We start from the raw sequence: 15,878 nt of genomic DNA, 5'->3' as shown, positions 1-15,878 counted from the left end.
TCCAGTCGCGGCCGTCATGGCGTCGGTCTGCTCCCGGAATTCCTGTTTGAAAAGGACCGATCTTGCTTCACATCGAAACCCCGTTGATCCTGCATCGCGGACTCTCTAAGTCCACCCGCCGCATCTGGCTCAAGCTTGAAAACCTGCAGCCCAGCGGCTCGTTCAAAATGCGCGGCATGGGCTTGCTGTGTTCACGGGCAAAAGCGGCCGGCAAACTCCGCGTGGTTTGCCCGTCCGGCGGCAACGCCGGTTTTGCAACGGCATTTGTGGCGCGCTTGCTCGGCATGCCGGCTGAGATCGTGGTGCCTTCCACAACGCCTGAAAGCACACGCAAGCGGATTGCCGCGCTCGGTGCGACGGTGATCGTGCATGGCGATGTCTGGGACGAAGCGAACGAGCATGCGCTTGCACTGTCGGCGTCGGATGAAGTCGAGTATGTGCCGGCGTTCGATCACCCGGTCTTATGGGAAGGCCATAGCACGATGATCGACGAGATTATCGCTGTCCTGCCGCAAGTGGATGCCGTCGTGGCCAGCGTGGGCGGGGGCGGTCTGCTCGCGGGTATCTTGACGGGTTTGCTGCGCCACGGCCGTACGGATTGTCGCGTGATCGCGTGCGAGACGTCGGGCGCGGCGTCATTTCGCGCGGCGCTGGATGCGGGGCATCCGATGAAACTGGATCGTATCGACAGCATCGCAAAGTCGCTTGCAGCGCTTCAGGTGGCGAGCTGGCCGGTCGATGCCATCAAGCAGTTTTCGCACGAGTCGGTTGTGTTGCCGGATGCCGATGCGATCATGGGCGTGACGCGTTTCGCCGATGACCATCGGCAGCTCGTGGAACCGGCTTGCGGGGTATCGTTGGCTGTTGGTTACCTCGATCATCCGGCGATTGCTGCCGCGCACGACGTGGTGATCGTGGTGTGCGGTGGGGTCAATATTGATGCCCGGATGGTGGCGGACTGGACGAGCTGATTCGCCCATGCCGGACCTTTGCCGGTGACGCTCTACGGAGCGCCGGGCCATCTACAACGATCATCAGATCTCAAGCGGTTCAACGCCCATTTCCTGAGTGAGCAGTTGCGCCGCGCCTCACCGCCTACAACAGCAAGCCAGCTCGCCGATCCAACGCGGATTGACGAATCACACACGGCAACCGGCTTCTAAGAGCGGGTAAATCCGCCCGCGCCGCACACCTCCACCGCAGTCCTCATTCGCCCCAATCCCCGGTCGCGAAATGTCCCGCATCGCCTAAAAGCCTCCGATCGCATCGCAGCAAAAAAAACGTCAAACCCGGCGCTGCCCCAGCATTTTCGCGTCAATCGCACCGCACCACTCATTGCGCCTCAAACAAATCCTCTTGACTAATACTGTGTGTGGAATATTGTATATCACAAACCAAACAACGCCAGCCAAGGAGGAGAGACGTTATGGCAGAAGTACTGAACCACCCGCAGACCGCCACTGCAGCCGAGACAGCGAAGCAGGAAACACCGGCGACCACCGACGGTTTCCATCTGGTCATCGATGCCCTGAAACTGAACGACCTCGACACCATCTTCGGGTTGGTCGGCATTCCCATTACCGACCTGGCGCGCCTCGCGCAAGCCGAAGGCATGCGCTTCATTGGCTTTCGCCATGAACAGCACGCGGGCAATGCGGCAGCTATCGCCGGCTACATGACGCAGAAGCCGGGCATCTGCATGACCGTTTCCGCGCCGGGCTTCCTGAACGGTCTGACGGCACTCGCCAACGCGACCACCAACTGCTTCCCCATGATCCTGATCAGCGGATCCAGCGAGCGCGAGATCGTGGACTTGCAGCAAGGCGACTACGAGGAAATGGATCAGCTCAACGCCGCAAAGCCCTACGCGAAGGCCGCGTATCGCGTCCTGCACGCGGAAGACATTGGCATCGGCATTGCGCGCGCAATTCGTGCCGCCGTGTCGGGCCGTCCCGGGGGCGTCTATCTGGACCTGCCGGCGAAACTGCTGTCCCAGACCATCGACGCCGTGAAGGGCAAACAGTCTCTGGTGCGCGTGATCGACGCGGCGCCGCGCCAGCTCCCGGCGCCTGACTCGGTCAAGCGCGCGCTCGACGTGCTGAAGGACGCGAAGCGTCCGCTGATCCTGCTCGGCAAGGGCGCGGCTTACGCCCAGGCCGATGCGCAGATTCGCGAGCTCGTGGAAAAGAGCGGCATTCCGTACTTGCCGATGTCGATGGCCAAGGGATTGCTGCCCGATACCCACGAGCAATCGGCGTCCGCCGCGCGCTCGTTCGTGCTGCAGGAAGCCGATGTCGTGCTGCTGATCGGCGCGCGCCTGAACTGGCTGTTGTCGCACGGCAAGGGCAAGACGTGGGGCGGCGCACCGAAGCAATTCATCCAGGTCGATATCTCGCCGACGGAAATCGACAGCAATGTGGCGATCGCCGCGCCGGTGATCGGCGACATTGGCTCGTGCGTGTCGGCGTTGCTGGGCGGCATGGATGCAAGCTTCCCGAAGCCGAGCACTGAGTGGACCGGTGCGATCTCCGAGCGCAAGAACAAGAACCTGGAAAAGATGGCCGCGACGCTGGCGAAGAATCCGTCGCCGATGAATTTCCACAGCGCATTGCGCGCGATCCGCGACGTATTGAAGACGCGCCCGGACATCAACGTGGTCAACGAAGGCGCGAACACCCTCGACTACGCCCGCAGCATCATCGACATGTATGAGCCGCGCAAGCGGTTCGACTCGGGTACGTGGGGAATCATGGGTATCGGCATGGGCTTCGCGATTGGCGCGGCGGTGACGAGCGGCAAGCCGGTCGTCGCCATTGAAGGCGACAGCGCGTTCGGTTTCAGCGGCATGGAACTCGAAACCATCTGCCGCTACGACCTGCCGGTTTGCACCATCGTCTTCAACAACAACGGCGTGTATCGCGGCACCGACGTGAACCCGACCGGCGGCAAGGACGTTGCCCCGACCGTGTTCGTCAAGGGCGCGCGCTACGACAAGATGATCGAGGCGTTCGGTGGCGTAGGCCACCACGCCACGACGCCGGAAGAGCTGACGAAGGCGCTGCAGGAAGCCATTGCGTCCGGCAAGCCGACCCTTATCAATGCGGTTATCGATGAAGCCGCGGGCACCGAGAGCGGCCGCCTGACGAATCTGAATCCGCAAAGCACGGCGATGAAAAAGTAATCCGCTTGGAAGGCATTGGCGGCAATGCAAACACTCGCCGCCGATGTCACCGCCTGGAACATCAGTAAAACCCCACCTTTAGCCAGTGAGTCAGGAGACAGGAATCATGAGCAAGCCACTCGAGGGAATCAAGATTATCGACTTCACGCACGTGCAGGCAGGCCCGGCCTGCACGCAGTTGCTAGCGTGGTTCGGCGCCGACGTGATCAAGGTGGAACGCCCGGGTTCGGGCGATGTTACCCGCACGCAACTGCGTGATATCCCTGATGTTGATGCGCTGTATTTCACGATGCTCAACAGCAACAAGAAGTCCCTCACGCTCGACACCAAGAAGCCGGAAGGCAAGGAAGTGCTGGAGAAACTTATTAAGGAATCCGATGTGATGGTGGAAAACTTCGGTCCGGGCGCGCTCGACCGGATGGGTTTCCCGTGGCATACCATCAAGGAACTGAATCCGAAGATGATCCTGGCGTCGGTGAAAGGCTTCAGCGACGGCCACCACTACGACGACCTGAAAGTCTACGAAAACGTAGCGCAATGCGCGGGCGGTGCGGCGTCGACCACGGGGTTCTGGGACGGCCCGCCGACCATCAGCGCAGCGGCGCTCGGCGACAGCAATACCGGCATGCATCTCGCTATCGGCATCTTGACTGCGCTGATCGGACGCGACAAGACGGGCAAGGGACAGAAGGTTGCGGTATCCATGCAGGACAGCGTGCTCAACCTGTGCCGCGTGAAGTTGCGTGACCAGCAACGCCTGGACCGGCTGGGCTACCTGGAAGAGTATCCGCAATACCCGCACGGCGAATTCAGCGACGTCGTTCCGCGCGGCGGCAATGCGGGCGGCGGTGGTCAGCCGGGCTGGGTGCTGAAATGCAAGGGCTGGGAAACCGATCCGAACTCGTACATCTACTTCACGATCCAGGGTCACGCATGGGCGCCGATTTGCCGCGCGATCGGCAAACCCGAGTGGATAGACGATGCGAACTACAACACGGCGAGCGCGCGTCAGCCCCATATCTTCGACATCTTCAAGACGATCGAAGAATGGCTCGCCGATAAAACCAAGTTCGAGGCCGTGGATATCCTGCGCAAGTTTGATATTCCGTGCTCGCCCGTGCTGACGATGAAAGAGCTGGCCAACGATCCTTCGCTGCGTGAAAGCGGTACGATTACCGAAGTCGCACACAAGGAACGCGGTTCGTATCTCACGGTGGGCAGCCCGATCAAGTTCTCGGACATGAAGCCGGAGATCACGGCGTCGCCGTTGCTGGGCGAACACACTGACGAAGTGCTCGAAAGCCTGGGTTATAGCAGCGCGCAAATCGCCAACCTGCATCAGCAACAAGCTGTTTAAACGCGAAAGCGCAGCGCCGTGGATTGCCTTGACGGACCCACGGCGCGGTCAGAATCGCTGCCAGAATCGCTGCCTGAATAGACCAAGGCCATTTCAACAATGAATAGCGCCATGCATACAAAATCCCCCATTGATTTCGAGCAACTGGTCGACGTGATCGGCGACGCGGTTGTCATCTCAGACGCCAGTGGCGCAATCACCTTATGGAACCCCGCTGCCGCACGCATGTTCGGGTTTACGCCGGAAGAGGCGCTGGGCAATTCGCTGGATCTCATCATTCCCGAACGCTTGCGAGGGCGTCACTGGAGCGGCTACGAAAAAACCATGGCGACCGGTGAGACCCGTTACGGACACGATGTGCTGCGCGTGCCGGCCGTGCACAAGGACGGGCGGTCTTTATCGATTGCATTCACGGTCGCGCTGCTGCATTCATCAGGACCGGAACAGAGTGTGACTGGCATCGTGGCCGTCATTCGCGATGAAACCAGCCGCTTCACTGAAGAGCGAAACCTGCGCAAGCGCCTGGCTGAACTAGAAGCCAAATCCGGCGCGTGATCCGAATCCAGGGTCTGCGCGCAGGACTGCACTACGGTAAAAGGAGACAACAATGACCGCCCAAGCGGACGTGAAACGTTACGAGCTGCTCATTGGTGGCGAAGCAGTGGCGCCCGGTGGAGGCGCGTATTCCAGCATCATCGATCCATCGACCGAGACGTGTATAGCGAGCGTTGCCCAAGGTACGGCGACTGATGTCGACCGTGCCGTGCAGGCGGCACGCGCCGCGTTGAAACCGTGGAATGCAATCAGGGCATCCGAGCGCGGCCGGATCCTGATGCGCTTCGCAGAATTGATGCGTACGCATCAGGATGAAATTGCAGCGGTGGAAAGTCTCGACGCCGGCAAGCCGATTTCCGGCGTGCGACGGCAGGATGTACCGGCTGCTATCGACACCCTCGCGTACTACGCGGGCTGGTGCGACAAGATCAATGGACAAGTAGTGCCCGCGCGACCGGACGCGCTCACCTACACCGTGCGTGAGCCGGTCGGCGTGGTCGCGGCTATCGTGCCGTGGAATTTCCCGTTGATGATCGGCATGTGGAAGATCGCGCCCGCGCTTGCCTGCGGCTGCACGCTGGTCGTCAAGCCCGCGGAGCTGACGCCGTTATCGGCGTTGATGCTCGGCCGTCTCGCGCTGGAAGCAGGCGTGCCGCCGGGCGTACTCAATATTGTTACCGGCAAGGGCTCGGTGGTCGGCGACGCGCTTGTCGCGCACCCAGGTGTGGACAAGGTCACGTTCACCGGTTCGCCATCGGTCGGGCGGGGAATCTTGCAGGGCGCGGCGGTCAACTTCAAGCGAGTCACGCTTGAACTGGGCGGCAAGTCCGCCAACATCATTTTCGCCGATGCCAATCTCGATCAGGCCGCACGCGCTGCTGCGTCGGGGATCTTTTTCAACGCGGGACAGGTGTGCTCGGCGGGCTCGCGGGTCCTCGTCCAGCGAGCGGTGTACGACGAGGTAGTCGAACGTCTGGCGCAACGTGCGCAGTCGATCACGCTGGGTGATCCATCGCAGAAAGAGACGTCCATGGGACCGCTCATTTCCGCGAAGCAGATGCAGACGGTGCTCGATTACGTGGACATTGGGAAGAGCGAAGGGGCGTCGGTGGTGTCGGGTGGACAGCGATGGGGCGAGCGCGGCTATTTTGTCGAGCCCACGGTGTTTGCCAATGTCGAGCATGAGATGCGCATCTCGCAGGAAGAGATCTTCGGCCCGGTGGTCAGCGTGATCCCCTTCGACGATGAAGCCGATGCCGTACGCATTGCCAACGGGACGCTCTATAGCCTCGCGGCGGGTGTCTGGAGTGCAGATATAGGCCGGGTGCACAGGATGGCGTCAGCGCTCAGGGCCGGCACGGTGTGGGTGAATACATACGGTTATACCGACGTGCGATTGCCGTGGGGCGGCTCGGGTGATTCAGGCTTTGGCCGCGAGCATGGTGACGTGGCTATCGAGAACTTCACCGAGCCCAAGAGCGTGTGGGTGTCGTTGGCGCCATGAGCTGGATGCAATGAGAAGAGGGGCGGGTTGATTAACCCGCCCCTCTTTGAAAGCTCAGTACCTGAGGCTTGACCTCAGGCGTGGACGAGTCTGCTCGTCAAGTACTCAGCATCAAGCGGCTTTAACGTGCGGGCTGTCGCAGTCGGGCCGCCACATGCGGGCGCCGCGGGTATCGTCGGCGCGGGCGATGGTCGTGGCGCGGCACGCCTCGTAATACGCGTTCTTCCTGCTCACGATGGCCTCGCACAGGAACTCCGCGCTGTAGGCCTTGAGCAAGTGTGGGCAATGCAATTCGATGTACTGCGCAATGCGCGCGTGATCGCTGGAAGCGTGCGCCAGCGACTGAAGTGTTTCGACGTCCCAGCGGAACATCAGGTCGAGTTCTTCGAAGGCGCTGTTGTAGGCGCAGAGCTGCGTCTGGAGTTCGCGCGCATCGGCGAGCGTGGTTTGTGAACGGTTCATGGTCGTCTCCTTTGTCGGCCGGAGTTGGCGTGTTGGGCGGAGTTGGCGCTTTAGCGCTTATTCCGGCCCCATGCCTTACTCGGTCCCATCCAGTGAACGCCAGCGTGATGTAGCTGCGTGGCTTAACTGCAGGATAGGAAGAACCATCCATATACGATAGTCACTTGTTTTTAGCCTAACTATTAAAGATACCTAATAGATGGTTTACCCGATATGCGTGATGGCCGAGATTTGCGCCGCCCCTTCATCGATGAGGAATTGCTTGAACGCCATTGCCACTGCCGGAAGCCGCTTGTTATGACGATGCACGAGATACCAGTTGAGCATCACGGGGAAACCTTCTATGTCGAGCACGGCCAGCCGTCCGATCTGCAGCTCCATGCTGACCGTGTGCGCCGACAGGAAGCTGATTCCCATCCCGGCAATCACCGCCTGCTTGATCGTCTCCGTGCTCGTGATTTCCATTGCGATGTTCAGCGGCTTGAGCCGTCCCGCGAAACCTTCCTCCATCGAATTCCAGGTGTCGGAACCGCGCTCCCTGACGATGAACGGCTCGTCGACAAGCGACTCAAGCGGAATGTTCTTCTTGCCCACCAGCGGATGATCAGGCGGCGCCACGATCACGTAAGGGTGCGGGGCAAACGACACGTTCTCGGTATCCATGTCCTTCGGCGGACGAACCATGATCCCGAGGTCCGTGAGGTTGTCGGTGAGCTGGTGCAGCAGTTCTTCGCGGTTATGGACGGCCAGGTTGAGCTTGACGTCGGTATTGCGTTTGGTGAATTCAGCCAGCAGGCGCGGAAAGAAATAGTCCCCGGCGCTGATCACGGCCACGTTCAGCGTACCTCCGGAAATACCCTTGAGTCGCGCCATGGCGTCGTCGGCTTCGCGGAATTGCTCGAGGATCGCGCGGCTGTGGTGAAGCATTTCCTGACCGGCAGATGTCAGGTAGATCTTCTTGCCGAGCTGCTCGAACAGCGGCAGTCCCGCGTGCTCCTCGAGCTGCTTGACCTGCGTGGAGACGGCCGGCTGGGTGAGGTAGAGCTCTTCGGCGGCGCGCGAAAAACTGAGTCGCCGGGCGACGGTTTCGAATATTTTCAGTTGCCTGAGCGTTGCATTCCGCATCATGACCGATCTCCGCCTATAAACGATCCTGAATTTATACAATAAATTTTTCTAACTTTCCCTAATCATTTTTCTCCCGCAGGATGCTTTCAACGTGCGCTAGTTTCGTAAGGTGCACGCGGGGGAAGGGGCAGCGCTAGAGTCATCCCCTATAAACATCAGAACATTGGGAATCGCTTAAAAATGATTCTTCGATCACCCGTCTTAGTCTTACTTTTGCGGCCCGCAGGATGGGCATGGCCATATCCGGTGCCGCGGCGCCACGAACACGTTCCCTGACCGACCAAGACCCCCTCACACCGGTGACCAGGACCGGCGTGCCGAAGTTGATTACTCGTCGATCGAGTAGTCGATGAAGCAATCGAATACGCGCCGCACGAGCGCTGATACAAACATAACGGAGACAGATATGGCAAACGCAGCGACGGCACCGGCCGCTGGTCAGCCCAAAATGGGGTGGCACAATAATCGGTGGGCTCAGCTCGCCATCGGCATCATCTGCATGGGGCTGGTCGCCAATCTGCAGTACGCGTGGACTTTGTTCGTAGTCCCAATGGATGCGAAGCATCACTGGGGCCAGGCCGCAATTCAAACAGCGTTCACCATTTTCATTGTCACGGAAACCTGGCTGGTGCCGCTGGAAGGCTGGCTCGTCGATAAATTCGGCCCGCGGCCGGTCGTGATCGGCGGCTCGATCTGTGCGGCGCTAGGCTGGATCATCGATGCAAACGCGACCAGCCTGATCCATCTCTACATTGCGGCGGTCATTGCCGGCGTGGGCGCGGGTTGTGTGTACGGCACCTGCGTGGGCACCGCGCTCAAGTGGTTTCCGGACAAGCGCGGTCTCGCTGCTGGTTTGACGGCGGCCGGTTTCGGCGCGGGCGCGGCCGTCACGGTCATCCCCATCTCGAACATGATCCAGCGCTCCGGCTACGAGCACACCTTCGTGTTCTTCGGCATCTTCCAGGGCGCCTGCATCCTGTTGCTCGGCATGTTGCTGGTACGTCCGAGGCCGCCGGCGTATGCCGTCCCGGCGAAGCGCGTGGTGGCGTCGAAGATCGACTACACGACAGGCCAGATGGTGCGCTCGCCGCTCTTCTGGGTGCTGTACATGATGTTCGTGTTCGTGGCGGCGGGCGGCGTGATCGCTACGGCGCAACTGGGTCCGATCGCCAAGGAATACGGCTTTGCCAAGATGCCGGTCAGCCTGCTCGGCGTGACCTTGCCGCTCCTGACCATGGCGCTCTCGATCGACAACCTGTGCAACGGTTTCACGCGTCCGCTATGCGGCTGGATCTCCGACAAGATCGGCCGTGAGAACACTATGTTCTTCATCTTCATCGGCGAAGGCGTGGCGTTGCTTGGCCTCATGGAGTTCGGCCACAACCCGTATCTGTTCATGTTCTTCGCAGCCGTGACATTCCTGTGCTGGGGCGAAATCTTCTCGATTTTCCCGGCCACGTGTGCCGATACCTTCGGCAGCAAATACGCCGCCGCCAACGCCGGTACGCTTTATACGGCCAAAGGCACGGCTTCGATGCTGGTGCCGCTCGCCTCGGTGTTGTCGGCCATCGGCTCGTGGGATGCGGTGTTCATCGCGACGGCCACCATTTCGATTGCCGCCGGGTTGTGCGCGAAGTTCGTGCTCGCGCCTATGAGAAAGCGCTGGATCGAGAACACGGTTGCCGAGTCGAGCCGGATCGATGCCGCCACGTTTCAGGCTGCCTGGACAGAAGCCCCGCGCAACTCGTCGGCGCAATGAGCAATGACTCGAAGCCCGACTGATGCCGTGCAGGGATTGAAGACGTCCGGCGTGTCGCTGCAGCAGTTGCGCCTGTTCGTGATCCTTGCGCAGCATCGGAGTTTTACTCAGGCGGGCAACGCGCTCGGCGTCACGCAATCGGCGGCGAGCCGCGGCATTAGGGAGCTGGAAGACCTGCTGGAACTGAGGTTGTTCGACCGCACGACGCGTCAGGTCGCACTCACCGATACCGGCCGCGCACTGCTTCCGCGCATTGCGCTGCTAGTCGATGAACTTGAAGCGGCGCTGCGTTTCGGGCGGCAGGTTTCCACGGCGGAAAGCGGCGCGGTGTCGATAGCAAGCAGTTCAAGCCTGGTCGCTTCGGTGCTGCCCGCGCTGCTCTCATCGTGCCGGGCGAGCTACCCCAATATCGCGCTGACGTTGCACGATGCGCCTCCGGGCACGGTGCTCGAACTTGTGCGCGCTGGCGATGCCGACATGGGCGTGCTAGCCGGCCCCCTGACTGATAGTAATCCTCACGGTCTCTGCGATTTATCGACGGAAACCCTGTTCTCCGATCATGTCTGCGCGATCGTGCCGGCCCGGCATGCGCTGGCATCGCACGCCACGGTGCGATGGCGCGACTTGAGCGGCGCGAGTCTGTTTCTTCTCGACGACGATGCCGGCAGTTTCGATGTCATCGCGCGTGCGCTCGATGAATACGGTGCGTCCAACGTCAGGCTTCAGCGGCTGACCCAGGCCGCGAGCGTCGAGCACATGGTCGCGGCGGGACTTGGAATTGGCATCCAGCCGATGCACACAGGCGCAGCCTCGGCTCAAGCGCTCGTTCAACCGGTGCCACTATGGCCATCGGTGACGCGATCCGTTGTGCTCGTGAAGCGAAAGAGCCGCACGTTGCCGGCGCAGGCAGCGCGTATCTGGACGCATGTCATTTCGTCCTATGATGAGGAACATAAGCCGTTGCAAACCGTTCACGCCTGACCCCAATCCACTGAGTATTCGAAGCGCGGCTCCCTGAAAAAGAGTCGCGCTTTTTTCTTGCGCTTTCGTCGTTGTTATCCAATACTGAATCTAATATGTTGTATATCAGAAGAGCTAATGATCTAGGAGACGACAATGAGAATTTGTATTTACGGTGCCGGCGCGATCGGCGGTTACATGGGTGCGCAACTGGCCCGGGCCGGAGCGGACGTAAGTTTCGTTGCACGGGGGCCGCATCTGGCTGCCATGCAGGCGAACGGCGTGCGTTTGCAGATTGATGGTGAGGAGCACATCGTCAAGGTGCGTTGCACAAACAATCCTGCCGATCTCGGGCCACAGGATTACGTGGTGATCGCGCTCAAGGCGCATTCGGTGCCGGGCGTGGTCGACCTGATGCAACCGCTGCTGGGGCCCGATACCGCGGTGATCACGGCGGTGAACGGCCTGCCGTACTGGTATTTCCATCAGCACGGCGGCGCGCTGGCCGGCACCACGCTGGAGAGCGTCGATCCGGGCGGTCGCCAATGGCAAGTGCTCGGGCCGGAGCGGGCGATAGGTTGCGTGCTGATGCCCGCCGCCGAAATTGCGGAACCCGGCGTGATCCGTCATGTGTATGGCAAGAAATTTCCCATCGGCGAGCCGAGCGGGCTGGTGACGCCGCGCCTGCAGGCGTTCCACGACATCATGAGCGCCGCCGACATGGAAGCGCCGATGCGCGACAACATCCGCGACGAGATCTGGCTGAAGCTGTGGGGCAACCTCCCTTTCAATCCTATCAGCGCGCTGACGGGCGCCACGCTCGATGTCCTCACCAGCGACCCTGCCGTGCGCGCGCTGTCACGCCGGATGATGGAGGAGGCGCAGGGCATTGCGGAGCAACTCGGGGTTCATTTCCGTGTGGATGTGGAAAAGCGCATCAACGGAGCAGCGGCTGTCGGCGCTCACAAGACCTCGATGCTGATGGATTGCGAAGCGCGCCGGCCCATGGAGATCGACCCCATTGTGACCGTCGTGCAGGAAATCGGCCGGAAACTGTCCGTCGATACGCCGATGATCGACGCCGTGCTCGCGCTGATCAAGCTGCGTGAAGGCGTCAACCAGGGAACGGCCAAGCCGAATATCAAAACGATTGAATCCTTCACACGTTCGCAAAAAGCCGCTTAAACTGCGAACACGGAAGAGCTGTTGTTTCTGATATATCACATACGAAATATGTTGCGTCGCGTTGCGACGCAACATATACTGAAGGCTCTTGGAGTTAACCACTAGGAGCCGGAAATGAGCATCGCTTTATTAGTCGTGATGGGAATTGCCTTGGTAGCGGGCGGTGTGGGTGTGACGTTTGCACTGGCATCGGCGGTGCCGCAAGACGTGTTGCAACGCGCGCAGGACAATGGTCGTTATGCTGGACTAACGGCAGATGACCAGGGCGGCGGCACGGGTACTCGGGCGACGACGGGCGTGCGGAACCTGGGACATCAAACCATCAATGCCATCTGATACTGAAGTTGCTGCAACCCCGGCTAATCTTCTTGAACCGCGGGCGGAAGGCAAGCCTGCAGGCGTGACGCTTTCGCTGGCGCCGATCAACGCGACGGTTTCGTTGCGCGATCAGGCGTATGCGCGGCTGCGCCAGGCCATTTCCGAGGCGGATATTTATCGTTCGCGCGAAGAGATCCGGCTGGATGAGAAGGATTTGACCGAGGCGCTGGGCGTGAGTCGTACACCGATTCGCGAAGCCATGACGTTGCTCGAGCAGGAAGGGTTTCTGCGAACGGTGCCGCGTCGTGGGATTTATATCGTGCGCAAGACCAAGCACGAGATTGTCGAGATGATCAATATGTGGGCCGCGCTGGAAAGTATGGCGGCGAGGCTTGCGACGCAGCGCGCGACGGATGCAGAGATTGCGTCGTTGCGGCACATGTTTGACCATTTTCAGAATCAGGCGCCGGCGGAGCATATTGAAGAGTATTCGGAGGCGAATATTGCCTTCCATCAGGCGATTGTGCAGTTGAGCAAGTCGCAGATCATCTTCGATACGATCAAGAATATTTTCGTGCACGTGCGCGCGATCCGGAAGATGACGATTTCGCAAAGCGATCGGGCGGCGAGGTCGATTGAAGACCATATGAAGATTATTGAGGCGCTTGAGGCGCGAGATACTGAGTTGGTCGAGAGGCTGGTCAGGCAGCATTCGCTGGATCTGGCGGCGTTTGTCGAGGCGAATTGCGATTTTCTGGATTGAGAGGGGGCGTTCGCACTTGGTCAGGATGGGGCGCTGGCGCTAGGTTGGGGTGGTGCTGGCTAGCCTGTTTCCGGAGTTAGCCGGCTGAGTCCCGGTTGCTACGTTCGGCCTTAGCGGTCTGCTTAAATTGGCTCATTTCTTTATCACTATTAGCCACTTCCGGTGGCGCAGCGTCGCCTAGCGGTGTGCTCGCATTGTCCGCAATGTCGCTAAAGCCGGACGCGGCTTTTTGCATTGCTTGGCGTTGCAGATTTGCAGCACGCGAAACCATGCGCACGACCGACAGAAGCAACGACATTTCGAACGGTTTCACGACATCGAATATTGGTGCTTGCAGCCGATATTCTCGCTCGATCCTCGCGTCAATAGCATCGTTGTATTCACTCAGCGACGACCGATCTTCCGCGCCCCGCGGGTAGTAGTCGAACGGCAGTACCTCTTGTCTATCTTGTCGCGCTGGTGGGTCAAGCGTGAAGCCGCCGTTCTCGAAAGCGTCAGTCGTTACGCCGTCTTCCTGCACGATATCCACCGCACCATCACGCACGTAAGCGAGCAACGTTTGCAGGGTATCCCGCGCGCTTTTGTCTGATCGGGAATACCACGAAAAGCCCCCCGTAAGAACGACTCGGCGCGCGCCACAAGCGCCGCGTTCGATTCCCACACGTACATGTCAGCGTGCATCAACATAGCGCGCCCCGCCTTGGTTTTCTCGGGGTCATCGCTGACGGTTTGTCCCTTACGCATGACGTATCGATAGCCGTTGTAGCGTGTCAATTCCTTTGTCATCCGGTCGTGTCTCCCATGGTGGAAACAGAGCCACGCTAACGCACTTTTCCGCGCGTCCATCTCAATAAAGAAACGGGTGCGTGAGCGATGACTTACATGGGGTCTGCATCAAGGGACGACAGAACGAAATGCATGTTGAAATGTGCAGGTTGAATGCCGCTCCCACTCTTGTAGGCCCCGTCGGTCATCGTCAGCGACTTCGTTTTGTCGACCGGGCCACCGATTAAGCCTCACCGGTAGAACCGATTCAGCACCCCTGTCCCGCTGCGCCCAAACCCGCTACATCGACAGATCCCGTCTTAGCGCACTGCAGCAAAAAATCGCCAAAACCCTTCATCGTGTCAGCAACTTCCGTCTACCGCACCGCACAATTCGCTGGCTGCTACGCGAAAACTCTTGACTAATACTGTGTATGGAATATTGTATATCACAGCGACACGGGTTCATCCCGGTGCCATGAGGGGCCTCCCCATCTATAGAAGCGGGGAAAAAGAGCCCATCATGTCCAGAGCACACCAAAACCCGGCACTGCCCGCAGGGCAATGCCGAAGGGCATCACAAGTATCACGATATAAAACCTGCTAAAGGTTAGGAGACAGGCATGAGCAAAGCCCTCGACGGGGTGCGTATCCTCGATTTCACGCACGTTCAATCGGGCCCGACCTGCACGCAATTGCTTGCATGGTTCGGCGCCGATGTCATCAAGGTTGAGCGCGCTGGCGCAGGCGACATCACGCGCGAGCAACTGCGTGATATCCCCGACGCCGACAGCCTCTACTTCACCATGCTCAACCACAACAAACGTTCGATCACCATCGATACGAAAAATCCGGACGGCAAGAAGGTCCTCGAGTCGCTCGTTAAAAAATGCGACGTGCTGGTCGAGAACTTCGCCCCCGGCGCACTCGACCGCATGGGCTTCACGTGGGAACGCATCCAGGAACTGAACCCGAGGATGATCGTGGCGTCGGTGAAAGGCTTCGGCCCAGGCCCGTACGAAGACTGCAAGGTCTACGAAAACGTCGCCCAGTGCGCAGGCGGTGCAGCATCGACGACAGGTTTCGACGATGGCCCGCCGGTCGTCAGCGGCGCGCAAATCGGCGATTCAGGCACCGGCCTGCATCTGGCGCTCGGCATTGTCACCGCGCTCTATCAACGCAACGCTACGGGCCGCGGTCAGAAGGTGCTCGCCGCCATGCAGGACGGCGTGCTGAACCTCTGCCGCGTGAAGCTGCGCGACCAGCAACGGCTTGAACGCACCGGCACGATGAAGGAATACCCGCAGTATCCGAACGGTACGTTCGGTGAGGCCGTACCGCGCGCCGGCAACGCATCGGGGGGCGGGCAGCCGGGATGGATCCTGAAGTGCAAGGGCTGGGAAACCGATCCGAACGCGTATATCTACTTCATCACGCAAGCGCCGGTCTGGGGCGAGATCTGCAAGGTGATCGGCAGGGAAGAATGGATCGATCATCCCGACTTCCGCACGCCGGCCGCACGGCTTCCGCACCTCAAGGGCATCTTCGCCGAGATCGAACAGTGGACGATGACCAAAACCAAGTTCGAAGCCATGGAGATCCTGAACCAGCACGATATTCCGTGCGGCCCGATCCTCTCGATGAAGGAAATTGCCGAAGACCCGTCGCTGCGCAAGACCGGCACGATCGTCGAAGTGGACCATCCCGTGCGCGGCAAATACCTGACCGTAGGCAACCCGATCAAGCTCTCCGATAGCCCCACGGACGTCTTACGTTCACCGCTTCTGGGCGAGCATACCGACGAGGTGATGGCGGAACTTGGGTACTCGCCCGATCAGATCGCGACGTTGCGAAGCCTCGGGGCGATCTAGGTCCGCGTGCGCTTGCGTCCCTGCTTGTAGGCGCGCATCGCTGCTGGTTCCGGCTGCCGTTTTTCAGAGAC

At 60.0% G+C, this 15,878-nt stretch carries 14 protein-coding genes; 11 read left to right on the top strand and 3 right to left on the bottom strand.

The window, feature by feature from the left end; all coding sequences use genetic code 11:
• The first annotated feature begins 62 nt into the window (after positions 1 to 62).
• From SBC1_RS31475 to SBC1_RS31455, 5 genes are all read left to right on the top strand, one after another.
• Entirely contained in the window at positions 63 to 971 is a 909-nt protein-coding gene (locus SBC1_RS31475) for a pyridoxal-phosphate dependent enzyme (protein ID WP_165104250.1), read from the top strand.
• Between the two features lie 455 nt (positions 972 to 1,426).
• A complete protein-coding gene (oxc, locus tag SBC1_RS31470) occupies positions 1,427 to 3,181 on the top strand; it encodes an oxalyl-CoA decarboxylase (protein WP_165989116.1) in 1,755 nt (584 codons plus the stop codon).
• Between the two features lie 106 nt (positions 3,182 to 3,287).
• Complete coding sequence (frc, locus tag SBC1_RS31465; protein WP_165104248.1) at positions 3,288 to 4,538, top strand: formyl-CoA transferase; 1,251 nt, start codon at positions 3,288 to 3,290, stop codon at positions 4,536 to 4,538.
• Between the two features lie 111 nt (positions 4,539 to 4,649).
• Positions 4,650 to 5,093 (top strand): PAS domain S-box protein, encoded by a 444-nt coding sequence (locus tag SBC1_RS31460; RefSeq protein ID WP_165104247.1) that lies wholly within the window; start codon positions 4,650 to 4,652, stop codon positions 5,091 to 5,093.
• Positions 5,094 to 5,145: 52 nt separating this feature from the next.
• Complete coding sequence (locus SBC1_RS31455; RefSeq protein ID WP_165104246.1) at positions 5,146 to 6,597, top strand: aldehyde dehydrogenase family protein; 1,452 nt, start codon at positions 5,146 to 5,148, stop codon at positions 6,595 to 6,597.
• 111 nt (positions 6,598 to 6,708) lie between these two features.
• Here the strand turns inward: SBC1_RS31455 and SBC1_RS31450 are convergent, their stop codons facing one another.
• Positions 6,709 to 7,059: a hypothetical protein gene (locus SBC1_RS31450; protein ID WP_165104245.1), complete on the bottom strand. Its 351-nt coding sequence runs from the start codon at positions 7,057 to 7,059 to the stop codon at positions 6,709 to 6,711.
• 204 nt (positions 7,060 to 7,263) lie between these two features.
• Positions 7,264 to 8,184 carry a LysR family transcriptional regulator gene (locus SBC1_RS31445; protein WP_165104911.1) on the bottom strand — a complete coding sequence of 307 codons (921 nt, stop codon included), beginning with the start codon at positions 8,182 to 8,184 and terminating at the stop codon, positions 7,264 to 7,266.
• A 409-nt stretch (positions 8,185 to 8,593) separates the two neighbouring features.
• On the opposite strand from SBC1_RS31445, the gene oxlT reads away from it, so the two are divergent.
• The 5 genes from oxlT (at position 8,594) to SBC1_RS31420 (ending at position 13,172) form a co-directional block, all read left to right on the top strand.
• Complete coding sequence (gene oxlT / locus SBC1_RS31440) at positions 8,594 to 9,946, top strand: oxalate/formate MFS antiporter (protein ID WP_165104244.1); 1,353 nt, start codon at positions 8,594 to 8,596, stop codon at positions 9,944 to 9,946.
• A 3-nt stretch (positions 9,947 to 9,949) separates the two neighbouring features.
• Complete coding sequence (locus SBC1_RS31435) at positions 9,950 to 10,927, top strand: LysR family transcriptional regulator (protein WP_165104243.1); 978 nt, start codon at positions 9,950 to 9,952, stop codon at positions 10,925 to 10,927.
• Positions 10,928 to 11,062: 135 nt separating this feature from the next.
• Positions 11,063 to 12,091, top strand: a complete 1,029-nt coding sequence (locus SBC1_RS31430) for a 2-dehydropantoate 2-reductase (protein WP_165104242.1) — start codon at positions 11,063 to 11,065, stop codon at positions 12,089 to 12,091.
• Positions 12,092 to 12,205: 114 nt separating this feature from the next.
• Positions 12,206 to 12,427, top strand: a complete 222-nt coding sequence (locus SBC1_RS31425) for a hypothetical protein (RefSeq protein ID WP_165104241.1) — start codon at positions 12,206 to 12,208, stop codon at positions 12,425 to 12,427.
• Between the two features lie 64 nt (positions 12,428 to 12,491).
• Entirely contained in the window at positions 12,492 to 13,172 is a 681-nt protein-coding gene (locus tag SBC1_RS31420) for a GntR family transcriptional regulator (RefSeq protein ID WP_370469715.1), read from the top strand.
• Positions 13,173 to 13,248: 76 nt separating this feature from the next.
• Here the strand turns inward: SBC1_RS31420 and SBC1_RS31415 are convergent, their stop codons facing one another.
• Positions 13,249 to 13,701, bottom strand: coding sequence for a hypothetical protein (locus SBC1_RS31415; RefSeq protein WP_165104239.1), 453 nt, complete (start codon positions 13,699 to 13,701; stop codon positions 13,249 to 13,251).
• 858 nt (positions 13,702 to 14,559) lie between these two features.
• Between SBC1_RS31415 and frc (SBC1_RS31410) the strand changes: the two genes are divergently transcribed.
• Complete coding sequence (frc, locus tag SBC1_RS31410) at positions 14,560 to 15,807, top strand: formyl-CoA transferase (RefSeq protein ID WP_165104238.1); 1,248 nt, start codon at positions 14,560 to 14,562, stop codon at positions 15,805 to 15,807.
• Positions 15,808 to 15,878 lie beyond the last annotated feature (71 nt).

The sequence above is a fragment of the Caballeronia sp. SBC1 genome (genome assembly GCF_011493005.1).
In the GTDB taxonomy this organism is placed as follows: Bacteria; Pseudomonadota; Gammaproteobacteria; order Burkholderiales; family Burkholderiaceae; genus Caballeronia.
The sequence above is the reverse complement of the archived record's forward strand: the minus strand, read 5'-3'. Positions and strand labels throughout refer to the sequence as shown.

Coding starts and splice junctions, on each gene's coding strand:
- SBC1_RS31455 (WP_165104246.1), top strand. CDS start 5,146: ATGACCGCCCAAGCGGACGTGAAACGTTACGAGCTGCTCATTGGTGGC.
- SBC1_RS31450 (WP_165104245.1), bottom strand. CDS start 7,059: ATGAACCGTTCACAAACCACGCTCGCCGATGCGCGCGAACTCCAGACG.
- SBC1_RS31430 (WP_165104242.1), top strand. CDS start 11,063: ATGAGAATTTGTATTTACGGTGCCGGCGCGATCGGCGGTTACATGGGT.
- oxlT (WP_165104244.1), top strand. CDS start 8,594: ATGGCAAACGCAGCGACGGCACCGGCCGCTGGTCAGCCCAAAATGGGG.
- oxc (WP_165989116.1), top strand. CDS start 1,427: ATGGCAGAAGTACTGAACCACCCGCAGACCGCCACTGCAGCCGAGACA.
- SBC1_RS31425 (WP_165104241.1), top strand. CDS start 12,206: ATGAGCATCGCTTTATTAGTCGTGATGGGAATTGCCTTGGTAGCGGGC.
- SBC1_RS31435 (WP_165104243.1), top strand. CDS start 9,950: ATGACTCGAAGCCCGACTGATGCCGTGCAGGGATTGAAGACGTCCGGC.
- SBC1_RS31460 (WP_165104247.1), top strand. CDS start 4,650: ATGCATACAAAATCCCCCATTGATTTCGAGCAACTGGTCGACGTGATC.
- SBC1_RS31445 (WP_165104911.1), bottom strand. CDS start 8,184: ATGCGGAATGCAACGCTCAGGCAACTGAAAATATTCGAAACCGTCGCC.
- frc (WP_165104238.1), top strand. CDS start 14,560: ATGAGCAAAGCCCTCGACGGGGTGCGTATCCTCGATTTCACGCACGTT.
- frc (WP_165104248.1), top strand. CDS start 3,288: ATGAGCAAGCCACTCGAGGGAATCAAGATTATCGACTTCACGCACGTG.